This is a genomic window from Mycolicibacterium wolinskyi str. Jessa 2025 (assembly GCF_049241375.1).
Taxonomy (GTDB): domain Bacteria; phylum Actinomycetota; class Actinomycetes; order Mycobacteriales; family Mycobacteriaceae; genus Mycobacterium; species Mycobacterium wolinskyi.
This window is the reverse complement of record NZ_CP185960.1, coordinates 1,273,092-1,293,173: the sequence shown is the minus strand read 5'-3', so window position 1 is coordinate 1,293,173 and position 20,082 is coordinate 1,273,092. Positions and strand designations below refer to the sequence as shown.

Annotated in this window: 21 protein-coding genes; 13 read left to right on the top strand and 8 right to left on the bottom strand. The window is 66.0% G+C overall.

All coding sequences use genetic code 11. The features are described from left to right. The first annotated feature begins 108 nt into the window (after window positions 1-108). On the top strand, window positions 109-984 hold the full coding sequence (locus tag ACOI2T_RS06560; protein ID WP_409505058.1) for an LLM class flavin-dependent oxidoreductase: 876 nt from the start codon (window positions 109-111) through the stop codon (window positions 982-984). Between the two features lie 4 nt (window positions 985-988). Here the strand turns inward: ACOI2T_RS06560 and ACOI2T_RS06555 are convergent, their stop codons facing one another. Beyond that, window positions 989-2,119: an ROK family protein gene (locus tag ACOI2T_RS06555; protein WP_409505059.1), complete on the bottom strand. Its 1,131-nt coding sequence runs from the start codon at window positions 2,117-2,119 to the stop codon at window positions 989-991. 149 nt (window positions 2,120-2,268) lie between these two features. On the opposite strand from ACOI2T_RS06555, the gene ACOI2T_RS06550 reads away from it, so the two are divergent. From ACOI2T_RS06550 to ACOI2T_RS06540, 3 genes are all read left to right on the top strand, one after another. After that, complete coding sequence (locus ACOI2T_RS06550; protein WP_409505060.1) at window positions 2,269-3,489, top strand: MFS transporter; 1,221 nt, start codon at window positions 2,269-2,271, stop codon at window positions 3,487-3,489. A gap of 64 nt (window positions 3,490-3,553) precedes the next feature. Then, complete coding sequence (locus ACOI2T_RS06545) at window positions 3,554-4,984, top strand: BamB-related PQQ repeat family beta-propellar protein (RefSeq protein WP_409505061.1); 1,431 nt, start codon at window positions 3,554-3,556, stop codon at window positions 4,982-4,984. Between the two features lie 48 nt (window positions 4,985-5,032). Next, the gene (locus tag ACOI2T_RS06540) at window positions 5,033-5,440 is read left to right on the top strand and encodes a DUF2628 domain-containing protein (protein ID WP_409505062.1); all 408 of its coding nucleotides are present in this window, start codon (window positions 5,033-5,035) and stop codon (window positions 5,438-5,440) included. A gap of 126 nt (window positions 5,441-5,566) precedes the next feature. Here ACOI2T_RS06540 and ACOI2T_RS06535 read toward each other — a convergent pair whose 3' ends face one another. The 5 genes from ACOI2T_RS06535 to ACOI2T_RS06515 form a co-directional block, all read right to left on the bottom strand. Next, window positions 5,567-5,863: a hypothetical protein gene (locus tag ACOI2T_RS06535; protein ID WP_085144216.1), complete on the bottom strand. Its 297-nt coding sequence runs from the start codon at window positions 5,861-5,863 to the stop codon at window positions 5,567-5,569. Between the two features lie 111 nt (window positions 5,864-5,974). Continuing rightward, window positions 5,975-6,895, bottom strand: a complete 921-nt coding sequence (locus tag ACOI2T_RS06530; RefSeq protein WP_409505063.1) for a S1C family serine protease — start codon at window positions 6,893-6,895, stop codon at window positions 5,975-5,977. A 12-nt stretch (window positions 6,896-6,907) separates the two neighbouring features. After that, window positions 6,908-7,852, bottom strand: coding sequence for a VWA domain-containing protein (locus ACOI2T_RS06525; RefSeq protein WP_409505064.1), 945 nt, complete (start codon window positions 7,850-7,852; stop codon window positions 6,908-6,910). Further along, window positions 7,849-8,769 carry a DUF58 domain-containing protein gene (locus tag ACOI2T_RS06520; protein WP_409505065.1) on the bottom strand — a complete coding sequence of 307 codons (921 nt, stop codon included), beginning with the start codon at window positions 8,767-8,769 and terminating at the stop codon, window positions 7,849-7,851. The genes ACOI2T_RS06525 and ACOI2T_RS06520 overlap by 4 nt, the downstream gene beginning before the upstream one ends. Then, the gene (locus tag ACOI2T_RS06515) at window positions 8,766-9,782 is read right to left on the bottom strand and encodes an AAA family ATPase (RefSeq protein ID WP_409505066.1); all 1,017 of its coding nucleotides are present in this window, start codon (window positions 9,780-9,782) and stop codon (window positions 8,766-8,768) included. The genes ACOI2T_RS06520 and ACOI2T_RS06515 overlap by 4 nt, the downstream gene beginning before the upstream one ends. Before the next feature lie 106 nt (window positions 9,783-9,888). On the opposite strand from ACOI2T_RS06515, the gene ACOI2T_RS06510 reads away from it, so the two are divergent. The 5 genes from ACOI2T_RS06510 (at window position 9,889) to ACOI2T_RS06490 (ending at window position 15,082) form a co-directional block, all read left to right on the top strand. Next, complete coding sequence (locus ACOI2T_RS06510) at window positions 9,889-10,611, top strand: response regulator transcription factor (protein ID WP_409505067.1); 723 nt, start codon at window positions 9,889-9,891, stop codon at window positions 10,609-10,611. Further along, window positions 10,608-11,840, top strand: a complete 1,233-nt coding sequence (locus ACOI2T_RS06505) for a sensor histidine kinase (RefSeq protein ID WP_409505068.1) — start codon at window positions 10,608-10,610, stop codon at window positions 11,838-11,840. The genes ACOI2T_RS06510 and ACOI2T_RS06505 overlap by 4 nt, the downstream gene beginning before the upstream one ends. 111 nt (window positions 11,841-11,951) lie before the next feature. Further along, the gene (locus ACOI2T_RS06500; RefSeq protein ID WP_067860046.1) at window positions 11,952-13,229 is read left to right on the top strand and encodes an IS481 family transposase; all 1,278 of its coding nucleotides are present in this window, start codon (window positions 11,952-11,954) and stop codon (window positions 13,227-13,229) included. Between the two features lie 94 nt (window positions 13,230-13,323). After that, window positions 13,324-13,638, top strand: coding sequence for a hypothetical protein (locus ACOI2T_RS06495; RefSeq protein ID WP_084356432.1), 315 nt, complete (start codon window positions 13,324-13,326; stop codon window positions 13,636-13,638). A gap of 49 nt (window positions 13,639-13,687) precedes the next feature. Further along, window positions 13,688-15,082 (top strand): acyl-CoA dehydrogenase family protein, encoded by a 1,395-nt coding sequence (locus tag ACOI2T_RS06490; RefSeq protein ID WP_409506215.1) that lies wholly within the window; start codon window positions 13,688-13,690, stop codon window positions 15,080-15,082. Window positions 15,083-15,091: 9 nt separating this feature from the next. Here ACOI2T_RS06490 and ACOI2T_RS06485 read toward each other — a convergent pair whose 3' ends face one another. Both ACOI2T_RS06485 and ACOI2T_RS06480 read right to left on the bottom strand, forming a co-directional pair. Further along, complete coding sequence (locus ACOI2T_RS06485) at window positions 15,092-16,174, bottom strand: tartrate dehydrogenase (protein ID WP_409506214.1); 1,083 nt, start codon at window positions 16,172-16,174, stop codon at window positions 15,092-15,094. Window positions 16,175-16,246: 72 nt separating this feature from the next. After that, window positions 16,247-17,122 (bottom strand): LysR family transcriptional regulator, encoded by an 876-nt coding sequence (locus tag ACOI2T_RS06480; RefSeq protein ID WP_409506213.1) that lies wholly within the window; start codon window positions 17,120-17,122, stop codon window positions 16,247-16,249. Between the two features lie 104 nt (window positions 17,123-17,226). Between ACOI2T_RS06480 and ACOI2T_RS06475 the strand changes: the two genes are divergently transcribed. The 4 genes from ACOI2T_RS06475 (at window position 17,227) to rnhA (ending at window position 20,081) form a co-directional block, all read left to right on the top strand. Next, window positions 17,227-18,645: a GntP family permease gene (locus ACOI2T_RS06475; RefSeq protein WP_409506212.1), complete on the top strand. Its 1,419-nt coding sequence runs from the start codon at window positions 17,227-17,229 to the stop codon at window positions 18,643-18,645. Between the two features lie 93 nt (window positions 18,646-18,738). Continuing rightward, window positions 18,739-19,377 carry a VOC family protein gene (locus ACOI2T_RS06470; protein ID WP_409506211.1) on the top strand — a complete coding sequence of 213 codons (639 nt, stop codon included), beginning with the start codon at window positions 18,739-18,741 and terminating at the stop codon, window positions 19,375-19,377. Between the two features lie 48 nt (window positions 19,378-19,425). Next, window positions 19,426-19,617: a helix-hairpin-helix domain-containing protein gene (locus ACOI2T_RS06465; protein ID WP_409506210.1), complete on the top strand. Its 192-nt coding sequence runs from the start codon at window positions 19,426-19,428 to the stop codon at window positions 19,615-19,617. Then, window positions 19,614-20,081 carry a ribonuclease HI gene (rnhA, locus tag ACOI2T_RS06460; RefSeq protein ID WP_409506209.1) on the top strand — a complete coding sequence of 156 codons (468 nt, stop codon included), beginning with the start codon at window positions 19,614-19,616 and terminating at the stop codon, window positions 20,079-20,081. Before ACOI2T_RS06465 ends, rnhA begins: the two co-directional genes overlap by 4 nt. Window position 20,082 lies beyond the last annotated feature (1 nt).

Here is a 20,082-nt window from a genome sequence, read left to right as displayed (position 1 = left end):
TCCCGCACGGCGACCGTCGTCGCAGAGGTATATGCAGTCTTCAAGACTAACCCCGTCGGCGCCAACCAATAAGCCACTCAGTTTTAGAACACGTTCTAGTGTGGGGGCATGCGGTTCACCTATGCAGAAGCGATGACCGATCCCACCTATTACATCCCGCTGGCCAAGGCTGCCGAGGCGGCCGGCTATTACGCGATGACGATCCCGGACAGCGTCGCCTACCCATTCGAGTCCGACTCGAAATACCCCTACACGCCCGACGGCAACCGCGAGTTCCTCGACGGCAAGGCGTTCATCGAAGCCTTCGTGCTGGCGTCGGCGCTGTGCGCGGCGACCACGACACTCAAGTTCAACTTCTTCGTCCTGAAACTGCCGATCCGGCCGCCGGCCCTGGTGGCCAAGCAGGCCGGGTCGCTGGCCGCGCTGTTCGACAATCGTCTGGGCCTCGGCGTTGGCACCAGCCCGTGGCCGGAGGATTACGAGCTGATGGATGTGCCGTTCGCGAAACGCGGCAAGCGGATGGACGAGTGCATCGACATCATTCGCGGACTCACCACCGGCGAGTACTTCGAATACCACGGCGAGTTCTACGACATCCCCAAAACCAAGATGACGCCTGCACCGTCGAAGCCGGTGCCCATCCTGATCGGTGGGCACGCCGACGCCGCGCTGCGCCGGGCCGCCCGCTGCGACGGCTGGATGCACGGTGGCGGCAGCCCCGAGGAACTCGATCAATTGTTGGGGCGGCTCAACAAGTTTCGGGAAGAAGAACCGGAGGCGGCCCGTACGGACGACTTCCAGATTCACGTCATCTCGACCGACGCCTTCACGGTCGACGGCATCAAACGGCTGGAGGACAAGGGTGTCACGGATGTCATCGTCGGCTTCCGAATTCCCTACATCATGGGCGAGGACACCGAACCGCTCGACAAGAAGATCCAAAACCTCGAGTGGTTCGCCGAGAACGTGATCGCGAAGGTGTAGTCGCCTAGAGCCGGTCGATCGCGCCCGCGCTGAGCACCTCGTCGAGAATCATGGTGGCGCAGCCGATCACGCCCGACCGGTCCCCGTACGTCGACGGCACCACCTGCAAGGTGCGGGTCGCCAACGCAGTGGCGTTGCCGTACAACGTCTCTCGCAGCCCGGCCACGAATATGTCGTAGCCGCCCGACATGTCGCCCGCGACCACAAGGACAGCGGGGTTGAGCAGGTTGACCGCCGCCGCGAGCACTTCGCCGACATGGCGGCCGCTGTCGCGGATCATCCGCCTGGCATCGGCATCGCCGCTGTGGGCCAATGCCACCACGTCGCGCAGGTGACTGACGGGCTTGCCGTCCTCCCGCAAGGCGGTCACCAGCGCCCAGCCGCCTGCGACGGCCTCCAGACAGCCGGTATCTCCGCAGCGGCAGGGTAATCCCGCCGCCGCAGGGGTCTTGTTGTGTCCCAACTCCCCCGCCGCGTTCATCGCACCGCGCTGCAACGCGCCGCCCGCGATGATTCCGGTGCCGATGCCCGTGGAGGCCTTGAGCACCAGCATGTCGTCGACGGCACTGTGCTTCTCGGCGAGCGCGATGACGTTGACGTCGTTGTCGACGACGACCGGCGCGTCAGTCAGCTCACGGAAGTACGTCTGCAGTTCGACCCCGTCCCAACCGGGCAGGATCGGCGAGTCCAGGCTCGCCCCGCGGGTCCGGTCGACGGTTCCCGGCAGGCTCGCGCCGACGCCGTACACGTGGGCACCGCGGTGGCTCGCGAGCAGCGCGTCGAGGCGCTTGACCACGTCGGGCATGAGATCGTCGGGCCCGAGCTCGGGCTGCTGGTCGATGTCGGTGAGGTCGAGCACGTCCCCGGCCAGGTTGCACACCGCGAGCCGCGTCCGGCTGCGACCGATGGCCGCCGACAGCACCACGCCGGCGTCGGCGTTGAAGGACAGCAGCGTCGCGGGCCGCCCGCCCGTCGAGGGGGCCTGCTCGCTCTCGACAACCAGGCCTTGCGCGGCGAGCGAGGCCACCCGAGCCGACACCGCGGTGCGAGAAAGGCCGGTGACCTGGCCGATCTCGGTGCGGGTGATGTCGCGACGCCGCCTGATCAAGGCAAAGACGTCGCCGACGGTCGACATACCAACAGCGTAACGTCCATCACTTACGCATTCAAAATGCAAAAGTAAGTTGATGGAACATCAGAAGTCCCGATAGCGTTGCAGACGCCGTTCTCGCCAACGCTGCCCGAGAGCTCAGCCCCACCCAAGCCATCGGAAAGCCGCAACGTATGACGACTTCACTCGAACGCCCGACCGGCCCCTCTTCCGTCGTCGCACCCGACCCCACGGTGCGGTGGCTCGCAGTCTTCGCCCTGGCCCTCGGCGGCTTCGGCATCGGCACCACCGAGTTCGTCGCGATGGGCCTCCTGCCCGACATCGCGTCGGGGTTCGGCATCACCGAGCCCACCGCGGGCCACGTCATCTCCGCCTATGCGCTCGGCGTGGTGATCGGCGCCCCGGTGATCGCCGCGTTGACCGCCCGGCTTCCGCGCAAGGCGCTGCTGCTGGGACTGATGGCGGTCTTCACCCTCGGCAACCTGGCGAGCATGGTGGCGCCGTCGTACCCGACACTCGTCGTCGCGCGGTTCGTCGCGGGCCTGCCGCACGGCGCCTTCTTCGGCATCGCCGCACTCGCGGCCGCGCATCTGATGGGGCCGCAGAACCGGGCCAAGGCCGTCGCCCACGTGTTGTCCGGTCTGACGATCGCGACGGTGCTCGGCGTTCCGATCGCGTCGTGGCTAGGCCAGGCCCTGGGCTGGCGCAGCGCATTCGGGCTCGTCGTCGTCATCGGCGTACTCACCTTGACCGCGCTGTGGTTCTGGCTGCCCGACCAGTTGCGGGCGATGCACGTTTCCAGTGCGCTGACCGAGCTCGGCGCGTTGCGCCGACCCCAGGTGTGGCTCGCGGTGCTCGTCGGCATGATCGGATTCGGCGGCATGTTCGCGGTGTACACCTACATCAGCACCACGATGACCGACGTTGCCGGGCTCTCCCGATCCCTGGTTCCCGTCGCGCTCATGGTGTTCGGGCTCGGCATGGTCGTGGGCAACCTCGTGGGCGGCCGGCTGGCCGATGTGTCGGTGATCCGTGCGCTCTACTCGTCGATGGGCACGCTGGGTGTGCTGTTGGCGGTGTTCGTGCTCGCATCGCACAATCCGTGGACGGCGCTGCTCGTGCTGTTCGGCATCGGGGCGGCCGGTTCGGCGGTCGGTCCCGCGCTGCAGACCCGGCTCATGGACGTCGCCCATGACGCACAGACGCTCGCGGCCGCACTCAACCACTCGGCACTGAACATCGGCAATGCGACCGGCGCGTGGGTCGGCGGGCTCGTGATCGCGGCAGGCTTCGGCTACACCGCTCCCGCGGCGGCCGGCGCGATGCTCGCCGTCGGCGGGCTGCTCGTGCTGACGGTGTCGGTGGCGTTGCAGCGCCGGGGCGCGACCGCCTGAGCTGTTCGAAGGCTGAAAACTGCTGCACCTGACCGCCATCAGGCGGCCATAGGATCGACGCAGCATGAGCAGCCTCGACGCCCAGAACCCCGGCCGACGATCCGGACGGAGGTTGTCACGGCAGCGCCGCAGAATCGGGATCGCCGCCGCGCTCGCCGGCTGCGCGGCCGCCATCCTGGTCGCTGTAACGGCCACGCTCACTGCGCCCGGCGAACGCGACACCGTAGACGCCACGACCGCTGACCCTGTCGATATTCCTGCGCGGCCGGCAACCCTTGGGCAAGAGCGGTTTCGGCTCGCGCTGCCGTATTTCAGACCGCATATCCGGCCCGCCGGCGCCGGGTTCATCGTGTGGACGCCGTACTGGTCGAAGGACGATGCCGCGCCCGACATCGCCGCTTTCGACAATGCCGGGGCCGAACGGTGGCACTACAGCCGCACCGGCCCAGACGAACGCCTCTCCCGGGTCGGCGTCTACGACGACGGCCGCATCGTCGTTGTCGGCTTCGCGGGCAACGACGACCTTGGCCGGGCCCCCGAGATGGTGGGCCTCGACGCCGTCACCGGCGAGCAGTTGTGGACATCGCACGACGCTGCCATGTGGAAGGCACTCGACATCAACGAAGGCGGCTCGTTCGCATCATTCATGGTGCGCGGCAAGGATTCCTGGACCGGTTTCAACGCCCGCACCGGTCGGCAGGCATGGCAGATACCCAACCCCGCGGGCTGTGGCGCAGGACCGCTGGAAACACTGTCCAGCCTCGATGAGCCCTACACCGTTCGCGAGGCCGACACCACGACGCACCTCGTCACGGTCAACGACTGCTCCACGCCCGACACCATCAGACTGCGGGTCCTCACCCACGATCCGGCGACAGGTGCGCAGATCGCCGACGAGCCGATCCCCGGAGCCGACAACCAACCACGAGACACCTGGGAAAACCTGCGCGTCGACCGGGCCGTCAACGACAGCGTGTCACTGACCCTGAACAAGGCGTGCCCGAGGCGCCCCGCGAACGGACCGTGCATCACTCTCGGCGAGAGGAAACACATGCTCGTCAACTACCTCACCGGCCAATCGGCCGACCTGCCGCCGGGATCGGTTTACCCCAGCGATGACGGTCGCGGTGACTTCGTATTCTCGCCGGGCGGCGATGGTGTGACCTACCCGGGTGAGCTCAGCCAGGACCGAACCACCGACCTGATGAACGTCGACCGTTCCCTACGCTGCCAATACCCCAGCCAACCCTGGGCCGGGGCCGTCCCCACGTGGCTCACCGATCAATTCGTCATCCAGACCGTGACGCCGAACGGCGAGGAACTTGAGGTACGGGCCCTCAACCGCGACACCTGCCATCTCGAAGTCACCCTGCCGTGGCCCGTCAAGTCGGACAAGAAGTCCGATGGGCGCTACATCGCCGACAGCCAGGGCGCCACCCTGTTCGTGCAAACCTATGACGACTCGACCGTCGAGATCGTCGGCTACACACCGTGACTCTACGATTCGACGGCGAGAGTCGCTCCCACAGGAAGGCGTCACCCCATGGCTGAACACTTACCGGTCGACCATCTTTCAACATCGTGGCGTCGGCGGTTCGACTTCTTCGACACCTATGGCCTGCCCAACTCGACACCGCAATCGAAGGCCGCCTACCGCGCCCTACCGTTCGGCACCAAGCTGCGGCTCACGTCCAACGTCCTCGCGTTCCTCTTCGGCCCCATCTACTTCTTCGTCAAGGGCATGTGGCGCAAAGGTCTGACCCTGCTTGCCGTGGCTGTCTCGGTCGCGGTGGCCATGGTCTTTCTCAACGTTCCCGACTCGATCGGCCGCGCCGTTGGGATCGGCGTTGCTGCGCTCGCAATGTCGACCGCCAACTACGCCTACTACTTGCACATCGTCGAGAACAGCCAGTCCTGGAACCCGTTCGAGGGTTTCGGCAGAAAACGCTGACCCGTTCATCGAGCCAAAAACAATTGGCCGCACATGATGTGCGGCCAATTGCAGGCGCGGTTTATCGACGAACCGCAATTCATCGTTCGAGCGCCTTAAACAAATTGATGGTGCGTTTTATTCCCGTCAGCAGGCCACGTCCACATAAGCGGTCTGCGAGATAACGGTCGTGTTGATGGAGCCGCCACCCCGAGAGTCCTTTGTGGAGTGGGTCGGCCCCTGGCGGACCCCGACCACCGTGCAGCTCGACAGCGGCGCGGCGCCGGTACGGTTGACGATGACGTGATAGCCGCTGGTCTCAAGGCTTTTCACGGTCTGTTCCACCGACTGCTCTGTCGGCGCGGCGGCAGCAGTGCCACCCATGATGAGCGCAGTCGATGCCAATGCACCTGCACCGAGCGCCGCCAACGCATACTTCTTCATTTTCCCAACCCTTCATCTTTGGCGACCCGTAAGTCCCGCTGCTTCCGGTTGCCGCCTATAAGCTCCAATTTCGAATCGCGCCGGAAAATTCCAGATTTTCTCAGCCGATTTTCAGTCATTCGCGATGATCTGCCGAGCGACGTCGATCGCGCGGTCGATCGGAACCGCGAACCCGATCCCGATGTTGCCCGCCTCGGCCCCACCGACGGTTGCGAGTGCGGTGTTGACACCGATCACCTGCCCCTGCAGATTCGCCAGTGGCCCGCCCGAGTTGCCGGGGTTGATCGAGGCGTCGGTCTGCACCATCGGCAGTCCCGGCTGCCCGCCCAGGCGAGCCGTGCGGTCGGTGGCGCTGACGATGCCCGCAGTCACCGAACTCGACAGGCCGAGTGGCGCGCCGACGGCGATCACGGGCTGCCCGATGCGCAGCGCCGAACTCGTCCCGAGTGCCGCCGCTGCCGGCGCGGAGCCCGCGACCTCCAATACGGCGATGTCGGTCGCGGGGTCGGTACCCACTACCCGGGCCGCCGACTCCCTACCATCGGCATAGGCCACCGATACCCTCGAATAGCCCTGTACCACATGGTTGTTCGTCATCACTCGACCTTGGTCGTCGATCACGAAGCCCGAACCCCGGGAATTGCCCGCCCGGATGTCCACCACGCTGGGCAGCAACGCAGCTGCCGCGGCTTGCGCATCGGGCACCGCACCGGATCCCGCGGTGGCGGGCGGCTGTTGCCGTATCACCGTCGCGACGTCGGCGCCGCCCGCCATCAAGCCCGCACCCGCCCCGGCCACCGCGCCCGCCACCAGGCATGCCGTCACCAACAGAGCACGGCGTGGTGCGCGTACCGGTGGCTGCGCCGGCGTCGGTGGCACATCGTGTGCCGCCGCCGGCGGCGGTAAGCGGATCCGAGTCGGCACCGCGGCCGGGACCGGCCGAGCCGGCGGAGCCCGGTGCAGCGGCGTCACGAATTCCGGCCCGGCCCGACATCCCGCACGGCCACCCAGATGCCCCTGCTGATCGGTCATCTCACTTCCTCCTCACACCAACCTGGAAAACCAGCGCAGCGAAAGCCCCGCCGCGACGAGTCCGAACACGAGCGCCAGGGCGGCGACGAACGGCGTCACCTCACGCCATTCGGTGCGCCAGCCGATCGACGAGCTGATGTCTCGGTAGACGTCGGCCAGTTCGTCGCTGCTGGCCGCGGCGTACGCCGTCCCACCGGTCGTATCCGCCAGTTCGGCAAGCGTTTCCGCGTCCACCGGCACCGGAGTCGAGTAGCCATAGCTCTCCATGACTCCGCCCTCGGTGCCGTAGGCGATGGTCGAGACGGGCACCCCGGCGGCAACAGCGGCGCGTGCCGCGGCGGTGGGACTGCGGCCGCTGGTGTTCGTACCATCGGACAACAGGACCACATGCGCCGGCAGATCGGTTCCCTCGTCTCCCGTAACCGTCCGGATTTGAGCGAGAGCCGCGAAGACTCCTTCGCCGATCGCGGTGCGCGACGAGGTGCCTATCGACCGCAGGCTGTCCTTGGCGCCGGCGTGGTCGGTGTCCGGCGCGTGCACCACCACCGTCGATCCGGCGAATGCGATCACCCCCACGTTGAAGGCCGGCGGCAGCTGATCGATGAAGTCGCCCGCCGCCGCGATTGCCGCGGTCAACCGGTCCGGTTCGACGTCACGGGCCTGCATCGACTCCGACGTGTCGATGGCGACGATGATCGTCGCCCGTTCATACGGCACCCGAACCGCCATCTCAGGCCGGGCCGCGGTGAGCGCGAGCAATCCGAGCGTGATGAGCAGCAGGGCCGCAGGCACGTGCCGTCGCCACTGCGGTCGCTCGGGAATCACCTTGTCCAGCAACGGAAGCGCGGCATACCGCACGGCGTAGCGCTGCTTGCGCCGCAGCGTGACCAGATATCCGACGGCGAGCAGCGCCACCGGCACCAGCAGCATCAGGGCAGCGGGAAAGAGAACCGTCATCGCGCCCGCGTCCCTCGGCTACGGCGGCGCATCGTGCGCCTGCGCGCCGCGATGAACCGCGCGAGATCGCGCACCCAATCGCGCCCGGTGCTGACCGGAAGATGCTCGGCACCGCTGGACCGGATGGCCGCCGACACCGATGCCCGATAGGCCGCCGCGGCGTCCTCGTATCGGCGCCGCACGGTCCGGTTCGACGTCCAGATCTGGCGCTGCCGGCCGGATTCGGGATCCATGAGCAACACCGAACCGACGTCGGGCAGCGCCATCTCGCGCGGGTCGACGACCTCGATCGCGATGACGTCATGGCGCGCGGCCAGTCGGCGCAGCGGCCGGTACCAGTCGTACGGCGGATCGAAACCGCCTGCGGGGTCGAAGAAATCCGACACCACGATCCGCAGCCCCTGGCGGTGGCGACGTCGGCCGAACTCATCGATGGCCGCGGCCAGGGTGATTGCGGATCCGGTGCGCCGATCGTCTCCGGCGAGTTCGCGGGTGAGGCGGTGCGCCGCCAGGCGCGAGGAATCCGGGCGGTGCCACCGCACACCGTCGGCGCCGAACGTGGCAACCCCGAGCCGGTTGCCCGGGGCGTCCGTCAGGAGTCCGATGGCCGCCACGATCTTGGCGGCGAGTTCACGTTTCTCGTCGGTGACCGTGCCGAACGCCATGCTCGCCGTGGTGTCGAGCAGCACCCAGGTGTCGAGTTGGTTGTCCGCTCGGGGGCGCCACACGTGCAGATCCGTACTGCGCGCGGTGATGTTCCAGTCGATCCGCCGAACGTCGTCGCCGGGTTGGTAGCGCACGACCTCTTCACGTTCGCTGCCCAGGCCGAGCCGGCTGCCTTCGTGATCGCCGGGCACCAGGCCGTCGATCCGGCGCAGCACGTCGAGATCGAGTGCGCGCCACGGGTTCGCGCTCATGACGCCATCTCGTCGAGCTCGGCGTGACGCGGCGCGATCTGTGGTGCGGGCACCCGGTCGAGGACCTCGGCGATCACCTGACGCGGATCCACCCCGTCGGCGACCGCGTCGAACGTGAGGACCAGGCGGTGCGCCAGCACGTCGGGCGCGATCTCGGCGACATCGCCGGGCAGCACGTAGTCACGGCCACGTAGCAGCGCGAGAGCGCGACTCGCCGACAGCAGGCCGAGCGAACCACGCGGGCTCACACCGTATTCCAGCAACCCGGCGACACTCCCGACGCCGTAGCCGGCAGGCTCGCGGGTCGCCATCACGAGACGAACGATGTAGTGCGCGACGGCGTGATGGACGAAGACGTCTTCGGTGGCGCGCTGCATGGCGACCACGTCGTCGGTGGTCACCAAGGTGCGCGGCTGCGGCGGCTTCGCCCCCATCCGGGCCAGGATCGCCATCTCTTCCAATTCGTTGGGATGCGTGAGGTCGACCTTGAGCAGGAAGCGGTCCCGCTGGGCTTCCGGCAGTTGGTACACCCCGTCGGTCTCGATCGGGTTCTGTGTCGCGAGCACGAGGAACGGCGTCGGCAGCGCGAAGCTTCGGCCGCCGATGCTGACCTGCCGTTCGGCCATCGCCTCCAGCAGCGCCGACTGCACCTTGGCCGGTGCGCGGTTGATCTCGTCGGCCAGGATCAGATTGCCGAAGATCGGCCCGAGCTCGATCTCGAACGTCTCCCTGGACGGCCGCCACACCCGGGTGCCGAGAATGTCGGCCGGCATCAGGTCGGGCGTGAACTGCAGCCGGTGAAACCTGCCGCCGACGACGGTGGCGACGGTGCGCACCGCCAGCGTCTTGGCGATCCCCGGCACGCCCTCCAGCAGGATGTGCCCGTTGGCCAACAGGCCGACAAGAAGCCGCTCGAGCATTCGATCCTGGCCCACGACAACGTGTTTCATCTCGAACAACGCCCGTTCGACAACGGCGCTGACTTCCACGGGTGCGGTTTCAGCAGTGGTCATGGACGTCAGTTCACCAGGGGCACACGAAAACCAGCGCAAGGCGAAACGAAAGCCGACCGAAAGCGCTGTAGGCACCGACCCCACTACATGGCTATCCTCGGCAACCATGCGGGTGTTGATCGTCGAGGACGAAGAAGGCCTGGTCAGCGCGCTACGAGTGGGTTTGCAACGCGAGGGCTACGCAGTGGACGCCGCGCTGTCGCACGCCGAGGCCGAAGAGCGTCTGGGGATCAACGAATACGACGTCGCGCTCGTCGACGTGACTCTGCCCGACGGCAACGGGATGCGGCTCGCGGGCCGCGTGCGCAGCGGCGATCTGGACTGCCGGTCTGGGCGTGATCTGCGCATCGTGATGTTGACCGCGCATGGCACCCTTCCCGACCGGGTGCGTGGCCTCGACGCCGGCGCCGACGACTACATCGTCAAACCGTTCGCCCTTGCCGAACTCACCGCACGGTTGCGCGCGGTGCTGCGCCGCGAGGTACGGGGTGAGTCCACGGAATTACGCGTGGGTGACATCGTGCTCGACGTCGCACGCCAGGCGGTGCGCCGTGGGCCGCGCGAGGTCGATCTCACCCTCAAGGAATTCGCCGTTTTGCGCTTCCTCATGACCAGGCCAGGCCACGTCGTGTCCGCCGAACAGATCCTCGAACACGTGTGGGACGAGAATGCCGACCCGTTCACCCAGACTGTCCGGGTAACCGTCGGCACCCTGCGCCGCAAGCTCACCGTCGACGCCGAGGAGCAGGTGCTGCAGACGCTCGTCGGTCGCGGATACCGGTTGAAGGAGCCTGCCGCACAACCGGTTTCGCCTGCGAGCAGTCCGTGAAGCTGCCGGCGTGGGCCCGCACCATCCGGGCCCGCATGGCGATCACCACATCGGCGTGGCTGTTCGCGTTGTCGGCGCTGATCCTGCTCGGCGTCTACTTCGCGCTGTCCCGCACGATCGACGCCGCACCGCTCGACGCGGTGACGGTCAAGCGGTTCGAACGCAAGCCCGACGGCACCATGGTCTACCGGCCCGGGGAGAACTTTCAGGCCGCCGATCTGCGCAGCGTGCAGCAGGCCGTCAACCAGTCGACGTTGGACCTGCTGCGCAATTACTCGCTGATCGCGCTGGCGGCGATATTCGTCATCTGCCTGCTCGTGGGTTGGATCGTCGCCGGCCGACTGCTACGGCCCATCGGGCAGATCACCGCGACCGCCAACCGCCTGCGCGCCACCGACCTGTCGCAGCGCATCGGCGCCACGGGTCCGCACGACGAACTCCGGGCACTCGCCGACACATTGGACGGCATGCTCGACCGCCTCGACTCGGCGTTCCGCGCTGAACGTGCACTGGTCGAGGACGTGTCACATGAACTGCGGAACCCGGTCGCGGTCGTGCAGGCCAATGTCGAGGCCGTGCTGGCCAACCCCGATGCCACCGCGGCCGAGCGCGAACATGCGCTCGTGGTGATCTCCCGTGCGACCGCACGGATGTCGCGGCTGTTGGAGGATCTGCTCGCGACGGCGCGACGACGCTCCGGTAGCTTCGCCGATCGCAACGTGGACCTACACGGATTCATCGGCGATGTCGTCGACGAGCACAGCCTGCTGGCCGCCGAGCGGCCGCTGGCCGTCGTCGCCCGCAGCTCCCCCGGACCTGTGGTGTATGCCGACCCCGAGTCGCTCGGCCGGGCAGTGGCGAATCTGCTGTCCAATGCGATTCGGCTCGCACCGACCGATTCGACCGTGACAGTTGCCGGGGGAAGCACCCGAGGTTGGGCATGGATAGCCGTGCAGGACGACGGTCCCGGCATCGCCGACGACGAACAGCCACACGTGTTCGATCGGTTCAAGCGCGCGTCCAACGGCGACAACGGGTCTCGCCGGGGTTCGGGGCTCGGCCTGGCCATCGCACGCCAGATCGTCGAAAGCCATGAGGGCCGGATAACGCTGTTCAGCCGGCTCGGCGAAGGCAGCACATTCGTCATCTGGCTGCCCGACCGCGCCGTGGCCGATGGACCGGAGCGCGCCGCGGCGCCACCTTCGGAGTGCCCGCTTCCGCGGCACTGAATGTTGTCGGTGGGTGTTATGTCTCAGGACATCGGTGACAGTTCTGCATCAGGACATCGGTGACAGTTCGGGTCGTCTTGGTGGTGACACTTCTGCCTTGAGGCTCGGGCGGTGGCTGTCAATGAACCTATCGATCCTCGTGTCCGCCTCGCGATCTCGCAGTGGCCCGATGATGCACCCCGCGGCGCGGTATCGACGTTCTGCGCCGAACACGGCATCTCTCGAAAGTCGTTCTACGAGTTACGCAAACGCGTCAAGACCGACGGGCCGGCCGCCGTACTCGAGCCCAGAACCCGACGGCCGAAGTCGAGCCCGTCGGCGCTGACCGATGAGGTCAAACAACAAGCCGTGGCGGTGCGGGCCGCCCTGGAAGCTTCCGGCCTTGACCACGGGCCGATCAGCGTCCATGACAAGATGGGTGCGCTCGGCCTGGGTCCAGTGCCCTCGGTCGCATCGCTGGCCCGGATTTTCCGCCGGGAAGGTGTGGCCAAGGCCGAGCCGAAGAAGAAGCCCCGCTCGGCGTGGCGGCGGTTCGTCTATCCAGCCCCGAACGCTTGCTGGCAGCTCGACGCCACCGGGTACGTGCTCACCGGTGGACGCCAGTGTGTGATCTTCCAACTCATCGATGACCACTCCCGCTACGCCGTCGCCTCCCATGTGGCCTGCAGCGAAACGGCCGAGGCTGCGATCGCGGTGTTCGACAAAGCTGTCGCCGCCCATGGTGTGCCGCAAAGGCTGTTGTCGGACAACGGAATCGCGCTCAACCCTTCACGGCGCGGATACCTGGGCAAGCTTGTCGAACACGTCTCGAGGCTGGGTGTCGAGGCGATCACCGGCAAGCCCTACAAGCCGACCACCCAGGGCAAGAACGAACGCTTCCACCAGACCTTGTTCCGCTACCTGGACAAGCAACCGCTGGCTAACACGCTGGCCGAACTGCAAGCCCAAGTCGATGCGTTCGACGACATCTACAACACCGAACGCCCCCATCAGGGGCTGCCCGGGCGCGTGACACCCCGCACGGCTTGGGAGTCCACGGCGAAGGTACCGGCCCCACGCCCCAAACACGATCTGCCCTGGTTCGTCCCACTCGCCCCGAAGCCCAAGCGGCCAGCACCGCAGCCACAGGACCTGCCCGCCGGGACCCACATCATGACGCTGAGTACCGCCGGCACGGTCAGACTCGCCGGCGTCACCTACAAGGTCGACGGACGACTGGCCTGCCAACAAGTCCTGGTCGTCACCAACGCCGAGAGCATCATCGTGGCCGACCTGGACGGCGAAGTCCTCATCGAGCACACCCGACCCCAAGCCGGAGTGAAATACGTCGGCAACGGACGCCCCCGCGGCCAACGCCCGAAGAGTGATGAAACGTCACCGATGTCCTGACACATCAACTGTCACCGATGTCCTGATGCAGAACTGTCACCGATGTCCTGAGACATCACAAATGTTGTCGGTGGGTCGGCGTAGCGTTCCGAACATGAGTTCGATATTGGTATCCGAACGGGACGTCCTCGGTGATGCTCTCGAACATCTGGCCACCGCGTGCAAAGAGATCGACGCCTTGTCGGTGCACGCCTTGACACGGTCCGAGCTCCAGGAGGTCTTGAGCCGCCTGCACGCCGGTGAGAAACGGTTGGCGACCGTTCAGCAACGGCTGCTCGGCCGCATGGTCGCCACCGCGACCGCGTCGCCGCCGCAGTTCGACCCTGCCGCGGTACTGGCGAGGCGGCTGCGGATATCGCTCGGTGAAGCGAGGAGACGGATCTCGGACGCCGGCCCGCCTGCGGCCTGAGCTTCAGTCGGGAGTTCAGGGCGGGCCATAGTGGGTACCCGACCGGTCGATGGCATTTGATATCACCCCCACCGCGGCCCAGCACGACCTGGCGCGGCGCACACACGAGTTCGCCGAACAGGTCATCCGCCCCGTCGCATCGGACTATGACCGACGCCAGGAGTTTCCGTGGCCGGTTCTCGAAGAAGCGGCTGCCCAGGGCTTCTACAGTCCGCTGTTCTACCGCGACCTGATCGGGGACCCGACCGGACTGTCCCTGCCGATGTTCATGGAGGAACTGTTCTGGGGCTGCGCCGGCATCGGCTTGGCCGTCGTCATGCCGGCGCTCGCGCTCTCGGCGATCGGGCAGGCCGCATCACCGGAGCAGATGCTGCAGTGGGCGCCGGAATGCTTCGGGACGCCGGGCGACCTCAAGCTCGCCGCGCTGGCGATCTCCGAACCTGAAGGCGGCAGCGATGTGCGCAACCTGCGCACCAGGGCCGTTCGCGACGGCTCGGGACCCGACGCGGACTGGATCATCAACGGCCACAAGATGTGGATCGGCAACGGCGGCATCGCGAATGTGCACGTGGTCAACGCGGTGGTCGATGAACAGCTCGGACACAAAGGGCAGGCACTGTTCATCGTGGAAGGGGGCACACCTGGGCTGGAGATGGTCCGCAAACTAGACAAGCTGGGCTGCCGCGCATCGCACACCGCCGAGCTGAAATTCACCGACGTCCGGGTTCCCGCCGACCACCTTCTCGGCGGGCACGAAAAGCTCGAGCGCAAGCTCGCCCGGGCCCGCGAAGTGATCGAGGGCGCGAGGCATTCCGGTTCGGCGACGCTGGGCACCTTCGAGCAGACCCGGCCTATGGTGGCTGCGCAAGCCCTTGGAATCGCCAGGGCAGCAATAGAATACGCCACCGAATACGCCAACCGTCGGGTGGCGTTCGGCGGGCCGATCATCGACAACCAGGGCATCGCGTTTCCGCTCGCCGACCTGGCCACGCAACTCGACGCCGCGCGGTTGCTGACCTGGCGCGCGTCGTGGATGGCAGCGACCGGCGTTCCGTTCGACCGGGGCGAGGGATCGATGTCGAAGCTCGCGGCCAGTGAGGTGGCGGTCCGGACCACTGAGCGGGCGATCCAGACGATGGGCGGCTGGGGCTATGTCACCGACCATCCGGTCGAGAAGTGGTATCGGGATGCCAAGCTGTACACCATCTTCGAGGGAACCAGCGAAATCCAGCGCATCGTCATCGCGCACGCCCTCGGCGCCGCCGACGGAAAGCCGCCGCTGCACGTCGATCTGGAGCCGTCCGGCGGACCGCTGAACCGGTGGTTCGGTCGAGGCACGCCGTTGCGTACCCGCGCGGCCAACGCCGCGCTGTCGGCCAAAGACAATGTGCCCGCACCGGTCATGCGGTTGGCGATGAAAGCGCTACGTCCGCCGCGCAAGTGAGAGAGACTTTTACGTCGTCACTGCATCGGCGATGGCCTTGCCCAGAGTCTCGGTCGTAGCGGAACCGCCCATGTCGGGCGTCAGGCTCTCACCGCCGCGTGCCAGGACAGTCTCGACCGCCGCGAGCACCGCTGCCGCGGCATCCGGTTCGCCGAGATGCTCGAGCATCATTGACGCACACCAGATCTGACCGACCGGGTTGGCGATACCCCGGCCCGCAATGTCGGGAGCCGAGCCGTGCACCGGCTCGAACAAACTCGGGAAGGCACGCTCCGGATTGATGTTGCCACTGGGCGCGATGCCGATGGTTCCTGTGCACGCCGGGCCGAGGTCAGAAAGGATGTCACCGAACAGGTTCGACGCGACGACGACATCGAACCAGTCCGGGTGCATCACGAAGTTCGCCGTCAATATGTCGATGTGGTACTTGTCCACCGCGACGTCGGGATAGTTAGCGGCCATCGCCTGCACTCGCTCGTCCCAATACGGCATCGAGATCGAGATGCCGTTGCTCTTCGTAGCCGAGGTCAGGTGTTTGTTCGGCCGCCGCTGCGCAAGATCGAAGGCAAACTTCAGGATCCGATCGACGCCGATCCGCGTCATGACGGTCTCCTGCATCACGATCTCGCGATCGGTCCCTTCGAAGATCTTGCCTCCGACGCTGGAGTACTCACCCTCGGTGTTCTCCCGCACGACGTAGAAGTCGACCTTACCCGGGCGGCGTCCGGCGAGCGGGCTGGGCACGCCGGGCATGAGGCGGACCGGCCGCAGGTTCACGTATTGGTCGAAGGCACGGCGGAATTGCAGCAGGCTGCCCCACAGTGATACGTGATCTGGTACCACCTCGGGCCAGCCGACCGCCCCGAAGAAGATGGCGTCGAACCCGCGAAGTTCGTCAAACCAGTTGTCTGGCAACATCTTCCCGTGCTTGATGTAGTAATCGGCACTTGAGTGATCGAAATGCTCGAAATCGAAACTCACGCCGAATTCCGATGCCACGGCGTTCAGGACCCGTAAACCCTCAGGGACGACTTCGGTGCCGATACCGTCGCCAGGGATGACGGCGATTCGATGCGTTTTGGTTCCTGCCATGCGATCGATCTAACGGCGCGGTGAGGGGCACGTCCAAGACTCAAATTCGACCAATCCGATAGACGATAACTATCAGTTATCCCGCGATGTCTCTATAAAGGCGGCGGCTGCCGGACTGAGGCGTTGGTGCTCCCAGGCCAGCCCCACATGCAACACCTCTGTTGTCGGCAGCGTGCGCACGGTCAATCCCACAGCGTGGGCCAGGGATTGCCAGGATTCGGCCACAACGGCGACGCCGACACCACCGAGGACCAGTGGCAGAAGCGCTTCTCGATGCTCGATTTCCACCGCCAGCCGACAGTTGGTTGCCGCGATGATCTCGTCAGCCACCCGGCGCATGCCGGTACCAGGTTGGCCGACGATCAGGCGGAAATCGCTCAGGACCGAGATGTCGATCGGTTCACCGTCCGGCAGCTCGACGTCGGGGCGCGCAACCAGTACGAATCGTTGAGTTTCGATCGGCAGCACATGAAGATCGCCGAATTGGTCAAATCCGCGCGGCGTCGCCAAGACGCCCAGTTCCGCGGCCCCGGTCCGCAAAGCCTCGCGGACGTCCTCCGGTCTGTCACTGGCCACGACCGCTACTTCGACATCCGGATACCGATCGGCGAATGCCTTGATCATCCCGGTCAACGGACTCACCGCCTGTGACGGCATCGACGCAATGGTGAGGCGCCCGCCGCGCAGCCCATCGATCGACTCGACAGTGGCACGTGCCACGTCCATCAGCCGCAGAAGTTCCCGCGCCGGATCCACCAATGCCTGGCCGGCCGAACTCAGCACCAAACCGCGGCCACGCCGCATGAACAGTTCCGTGCCGAGCTCCTCCTCGAGGCGGCGCAACGTGTGTGACACCGAGGGTTGGGCCACGTAGAGATGTTCGGCGGCTCGATGGACGGTGCCGTGGTCCACCACGGCCAGGAAGTAGCGCAGGTGTCGGATGTCCATAGAGCCTCCGAGCTGCACGTGGGGTCAACCGATAGACGCAGACTATCTAATTCACTCAGAACACGTCTTGGACAAAGCGGTAGTGACTGCGGTCACCTTTTTTCATGTCGGATCAGGTTCTGTTGTTCCTCAATGCCGCGGTCGCCATCGTCGGGATCGTTGCCAGCATCACGTGGCTGAAGTTTCCGCCCGTATTCGCCCTGCTTCTGGGCACCCTGTACCTCGGCGTGACGACAAAGCTGGGATTCGAAGGCACCCCAGAGGCGGTCACCGACGGCTTCGCCGACGTCATGGGCGACATCGGTGTTCTGGTCACGTTCGGGGTCATCCTCGGCGCACTACTGACCGTGACGAACACGATGCAACGCTTGGTCGAGGCGATGCTGCGTTTGTTCGGTGAACGCAGCGTTCCGTATGTATTCGCCGCGGCGCTCAGTTCATTGTTCTCGTCGATCTATTCAGACGTGCTGCTCGTTCTCTCGGCGCCTCTTGCCCGCCGGCTCGGGCCTCGGATGGGAGACCGCGGCCTGGCTTTGATGGGCGGCGCACTCACTGCGGGAATCGAAGTGGGTCTGGTCTTCGTTGCGCCCGGGGTCGCGGCCGTGGCTATCGCCGGCATTCTCGATGTCCCACTCGGTCAGATGTTCCTCCTCGGTCTCGCTGTCGGTCTCCCGACTGCGCTACTGACGATGTTCGCCTTCAAGCTGCTGCTTCCCGTGATGGGCTGGGATACCAAGCTCGACGAGATCGACGTTGACGACAGCTTTGATACGAACGACACAGCCGAACATGATCCGAACCATGCGGCGAACGATGCACGGCCCGCTGGAACCGGCGGCGGCACCGTTACGGCAACCACCTCCAAGCCAGCAGTCCGCGAATTGAACCTGTTCGTCTCCATCACCCCGGTTCTGCTCACGCTGGCACTGATCGCCGGTGGTGCGCTCGCCCAGGTCGTCGGTTGGGACGCCGATTTCATCACGTTCATCACCGATCCCGTCGTCGCAATTTTCGTCGGTGCCGGTTTGGCATTCATCCTCGCGAGCCGTGTCAGGCAACGTGCAGAAATCTCGATCGCCATCAGTTCGGCCCTGACCTCGTGTGGCCCCATCCTGGTGCTGAGCGGCATCAGCGGATCCCTCGGATTCGTCATCGAGGGCTCAGGACTGGCCGACGTACTCGGCACTGCATTTCGATCCGACTTCTTGCCGCCCTTGCTGCTCGTCTGGCTGGTGGCCGCGATCCTTCACATCGCGCTCGGATCGATCTCAGTCGCGGGGATCACGGCGGCGGGCATCCTTGCGCCAATCGCAGGAACCCTAGGCGTTCCCGTGGTCCTGGTGGCCCTCGCCGCCGGTTCGGGGGCACTGTTCCTGCCGCACGTGAGCAGCAATTTCTTTTGGATGTTCCAGTCGCTATTGGGATTCTCGACCAGGGGCACGTTCAAAACCCACAGTGGTGCAATGACTCTCGCGTCGGTGATCTCACTGCCAATCATCCTGGGGCTGAGCGCGATCCTCTAGATGAGCCGAGGCGGCCGTCGCTTCACATGGACGTCAATCATCACGAAGTACTCTGAGCCGCATCAACTCCCGTGAAGATAAGGTGCGAAGTCCATGACCGTCACCGTGGCCGAGTTCGAAGTCGCAGATTCACCGGACGCTTGGACACGGGCAGGTTTCACGGTCGATGCCGACCCGGTCTGCCGGGTTGGTGGCGTGCGAATCCGACTGGTCGGACGCGAACGGGGCAGCGGGATAGTCGGGTGGTCGTTGCGGGGCGTGCCAAAATCCGCAGGCTCGGACGATGTCGACGGCATCCCGACCACGCACTCGACCGCCGACCCAGTCCGGCCTGCCACCCACGCCAACGGCGCCACCTCGATCGACCACGTCGTTCTGATGTCCCCCGACCTCGACCGCACGGTCGCATCGCTGGCCGCCATCGGCATGGCCCCCCGCCGCGAACGCGACGCCGAACTCGGCGGGCGGCCAATACGCCAGATCTTCTTTCGGTTCGGGGAGGTGATCGTCGAGGTCGTCGGCTCGCCGGAGATCGCGAGCGAGGGTCCGTCGACACTCTGGGGCATCACATACGTCGTCGCGGACATCGACGCGACAGCGTCGTTCTTCGGCGAGCACACCGGGCCGGTCAAGGACGCGGTGCAGCCCGGTCGGCGGATCACGACGCTGCGGCATCGCGATCTCGGCATGTCGGTCCGGACCGCGATGATCTCGGCGATACCCGAGCGCTGACGTGTGTCGGGACGCCTGCCGTTCGATGCGGTTGCCTATTCTCTGCGCATGACCGATCCCGCGGACCGCGGCCCGCTGTTCGACGGCATCCAGATCGGCCGTCCCGCAACCGGCGCCCTCGTCGACGCCGGTTACCGAACTCTCGCAGATCTGCCCGCGGACCTCGATGAGCTTCTCGCCCTGCACGGCGTCGGCCCGAAGGCGGTTCGTGTGCTGCGCCAGGCCAGGGACAGCTCATGAACAACGACGTCGTGGTCATCCACACCGACGGCGGATGCCGGCCGAATCCCGGCCCCGGCGGCTGGGGCGCCGTGCTGCGTCATCGCGAGCACGTGCGTGAAATGTGCGGCGGCGACCCCGGAGTCACGAGCAACAATCGTATGGAGCTGACGGCGCCCATCATGGCGCTCGAGGCGCTCACGAGGCCCGTGGTCGTGCATCTCTACACCGACAGCACCTACGTACGCAACGGCATCACCAAATGGGTGCTCGGCTGGGAACGCAACGGCTGGCTGACCGCCGCGAAGCTACCCGTGAAGAACGTCGACCTCTGGCAGCGGCTGCAGGCCGCCTGCGCGCGCCACCAGGTCGAGTGGTTCTGGGTGAAAGGACACTCGGGGGTCGGCGACAACGAATTGGCCGACGAGCTGGCTACCCGAGGGATGCGGGAAGCGCTCGACGCGTCTCGCGATCTGATTCCCTGAC

What these genes read in the sequence shown, in the direction of transcription:
- ACOI2T_RS06550 (WP_409505060.1), top strand. Translation starts at nt 2,269, where the DNA reads ATGACGACTTCACTCGAACGCCCGACCGGCCCCTCTTCCGTCGTCGCA.
- ACOI2T_RS06465 (WP_409506210.1), top strand. Translation starts at nt 19,426, where the DNA reads ATGACCGATCCCGCGGACCGCGGCCCGCTGTTCGACGGCATCCAGATC.
- rnhA (WP_409506209.1), top strand. Translation starts at nt 19,614, where the DNA reads ATGAACAACGACGTCGTGGTCATCCACACCGACGGCGGATGCCGGCCG.
- ACOI2T_RS06485 (WP_409506214.1), bottom strand. Translation starts at nt 16,174, where the DNA reads ATGGCAGGAACCAAAACGCATCGAATCGCCGTCATCCCTGGCGACGGT.
- ACOI2T_RS06535 (WP_085144216.1), bottom strand. Translation starts at nt 5,863, where the DNA reads ATGAAGAAGTATGCGTTGGCGGCGCTCGGTGCAGGTGCATTGGCATCG.
- ACOI2T_RS06525 (WP_409505064.1), bottom strand. Translation starts at nt 7,852, where the DNA reads ATGACGGTTCTCTTTCCCGCTGCCCTGATGCTGCTGGTGCCGGTGGCG.
- ACOI2T_RS06515 (WP_409505066.1), bottom strand. Translation starts at nt 9,782, where the DNA reads ATGACCACTGCTGAAACCGCACCCGTGGAAGTCAGCGCCGTTGTCGAA.
- ACOI2T_RS06490 (WP_409506215.1), top strand. Translation starts at nt 13,688, where the DNA reads ATGGCATTTGATATCACCCCCACCGCGGCCCAGCACGACCTGGCGCGG.
- ACOI2T_RS06495 (WP_084356432.1), top strand. Translation starts at nt 13,324, where the DNA reads ATGAGTTCGATATTGGTATCCGAACGGGACGTCCTCGGTGATGCTCTC.
- ACOI2T_RS06530 (WP_409505063.1), bottom strand. Translation starts at nt 6,895, where the DNA reads ATGACCGATCAGCAGGGGCATCTGGGTGGCCGTGCGGGATGTCGGGCC.
- ACOI2T_RS06555 (WP_409505059.1), bottom strand. Translation starts at nt 2,119, where the DNA reads ATGTCGACCGTCGGCGACGTCTTTGCCTTGATCAGGCGGCGTCGCGAC.
- ACOI2T_RS06510 (WP_409505067.1), top strand. Translation starts at nt 9,889, where the DNA reads ATGCGGGTGTTGATCGTCGAGGACGAAGAAGGCCTGGTCAGCGCGCTA.
- ACOI2T_RS06545 (WP_409505061.1), top strand. Translation starts at nt 3,554, where the DNA reads ATGAGCAGCCTCGACGCCCAGAACCCCGGCCGACGATCCGGACGGAGG.
- ACOI2T_RS06470 (WP_409506211.1), top strand. Translation starts at nt 18,739, where the DNA reads ATGACCGTCACCGTGGCCGAGTTCGAAGTCGCAGATTCACCGGACGCT.
- ACOI2T_RS06480 (WP_409506213.1), bottom strand. Translation starts at nt 17,122, where the DNA reads ATGGACATCCGACACCTGCGCTACTTCCTGGCCGTGGTGGACCACGGC.
- ACOI2T_RS06475 (WP_409506212.1), top strand. Translation starts at nt 17,227, where the DNA reads ATGTCGGATCAGGTTCTGTTGTTCCTCAATGCCGCGGTCGCCATCGTC.
- ACOI2T_RS06520 (WP_409505065.1), bottom strand. Translation starts at nt 8,769, where the DNA reads ATGAGCGCGAACCCGTGGCGCGCACTCGATCTCGACGTGCTGCGCCGG.
- ACOI2T_RS06560 (WP_409505058.1), top strand. Translation starts at nt 109, where the DNA reads ATGCGGTTCACCTATGCAGAAGCGATGACCGATCCCACCTATTACATC.
- ACOI2T_RS06540 (WP_409505062.1), top strand. Translation starts at nt 5,033, where the DNA reads ATGGCTGAACACTTACCGGTCGACCATCTTTCAACATCGTGGCGTCGG.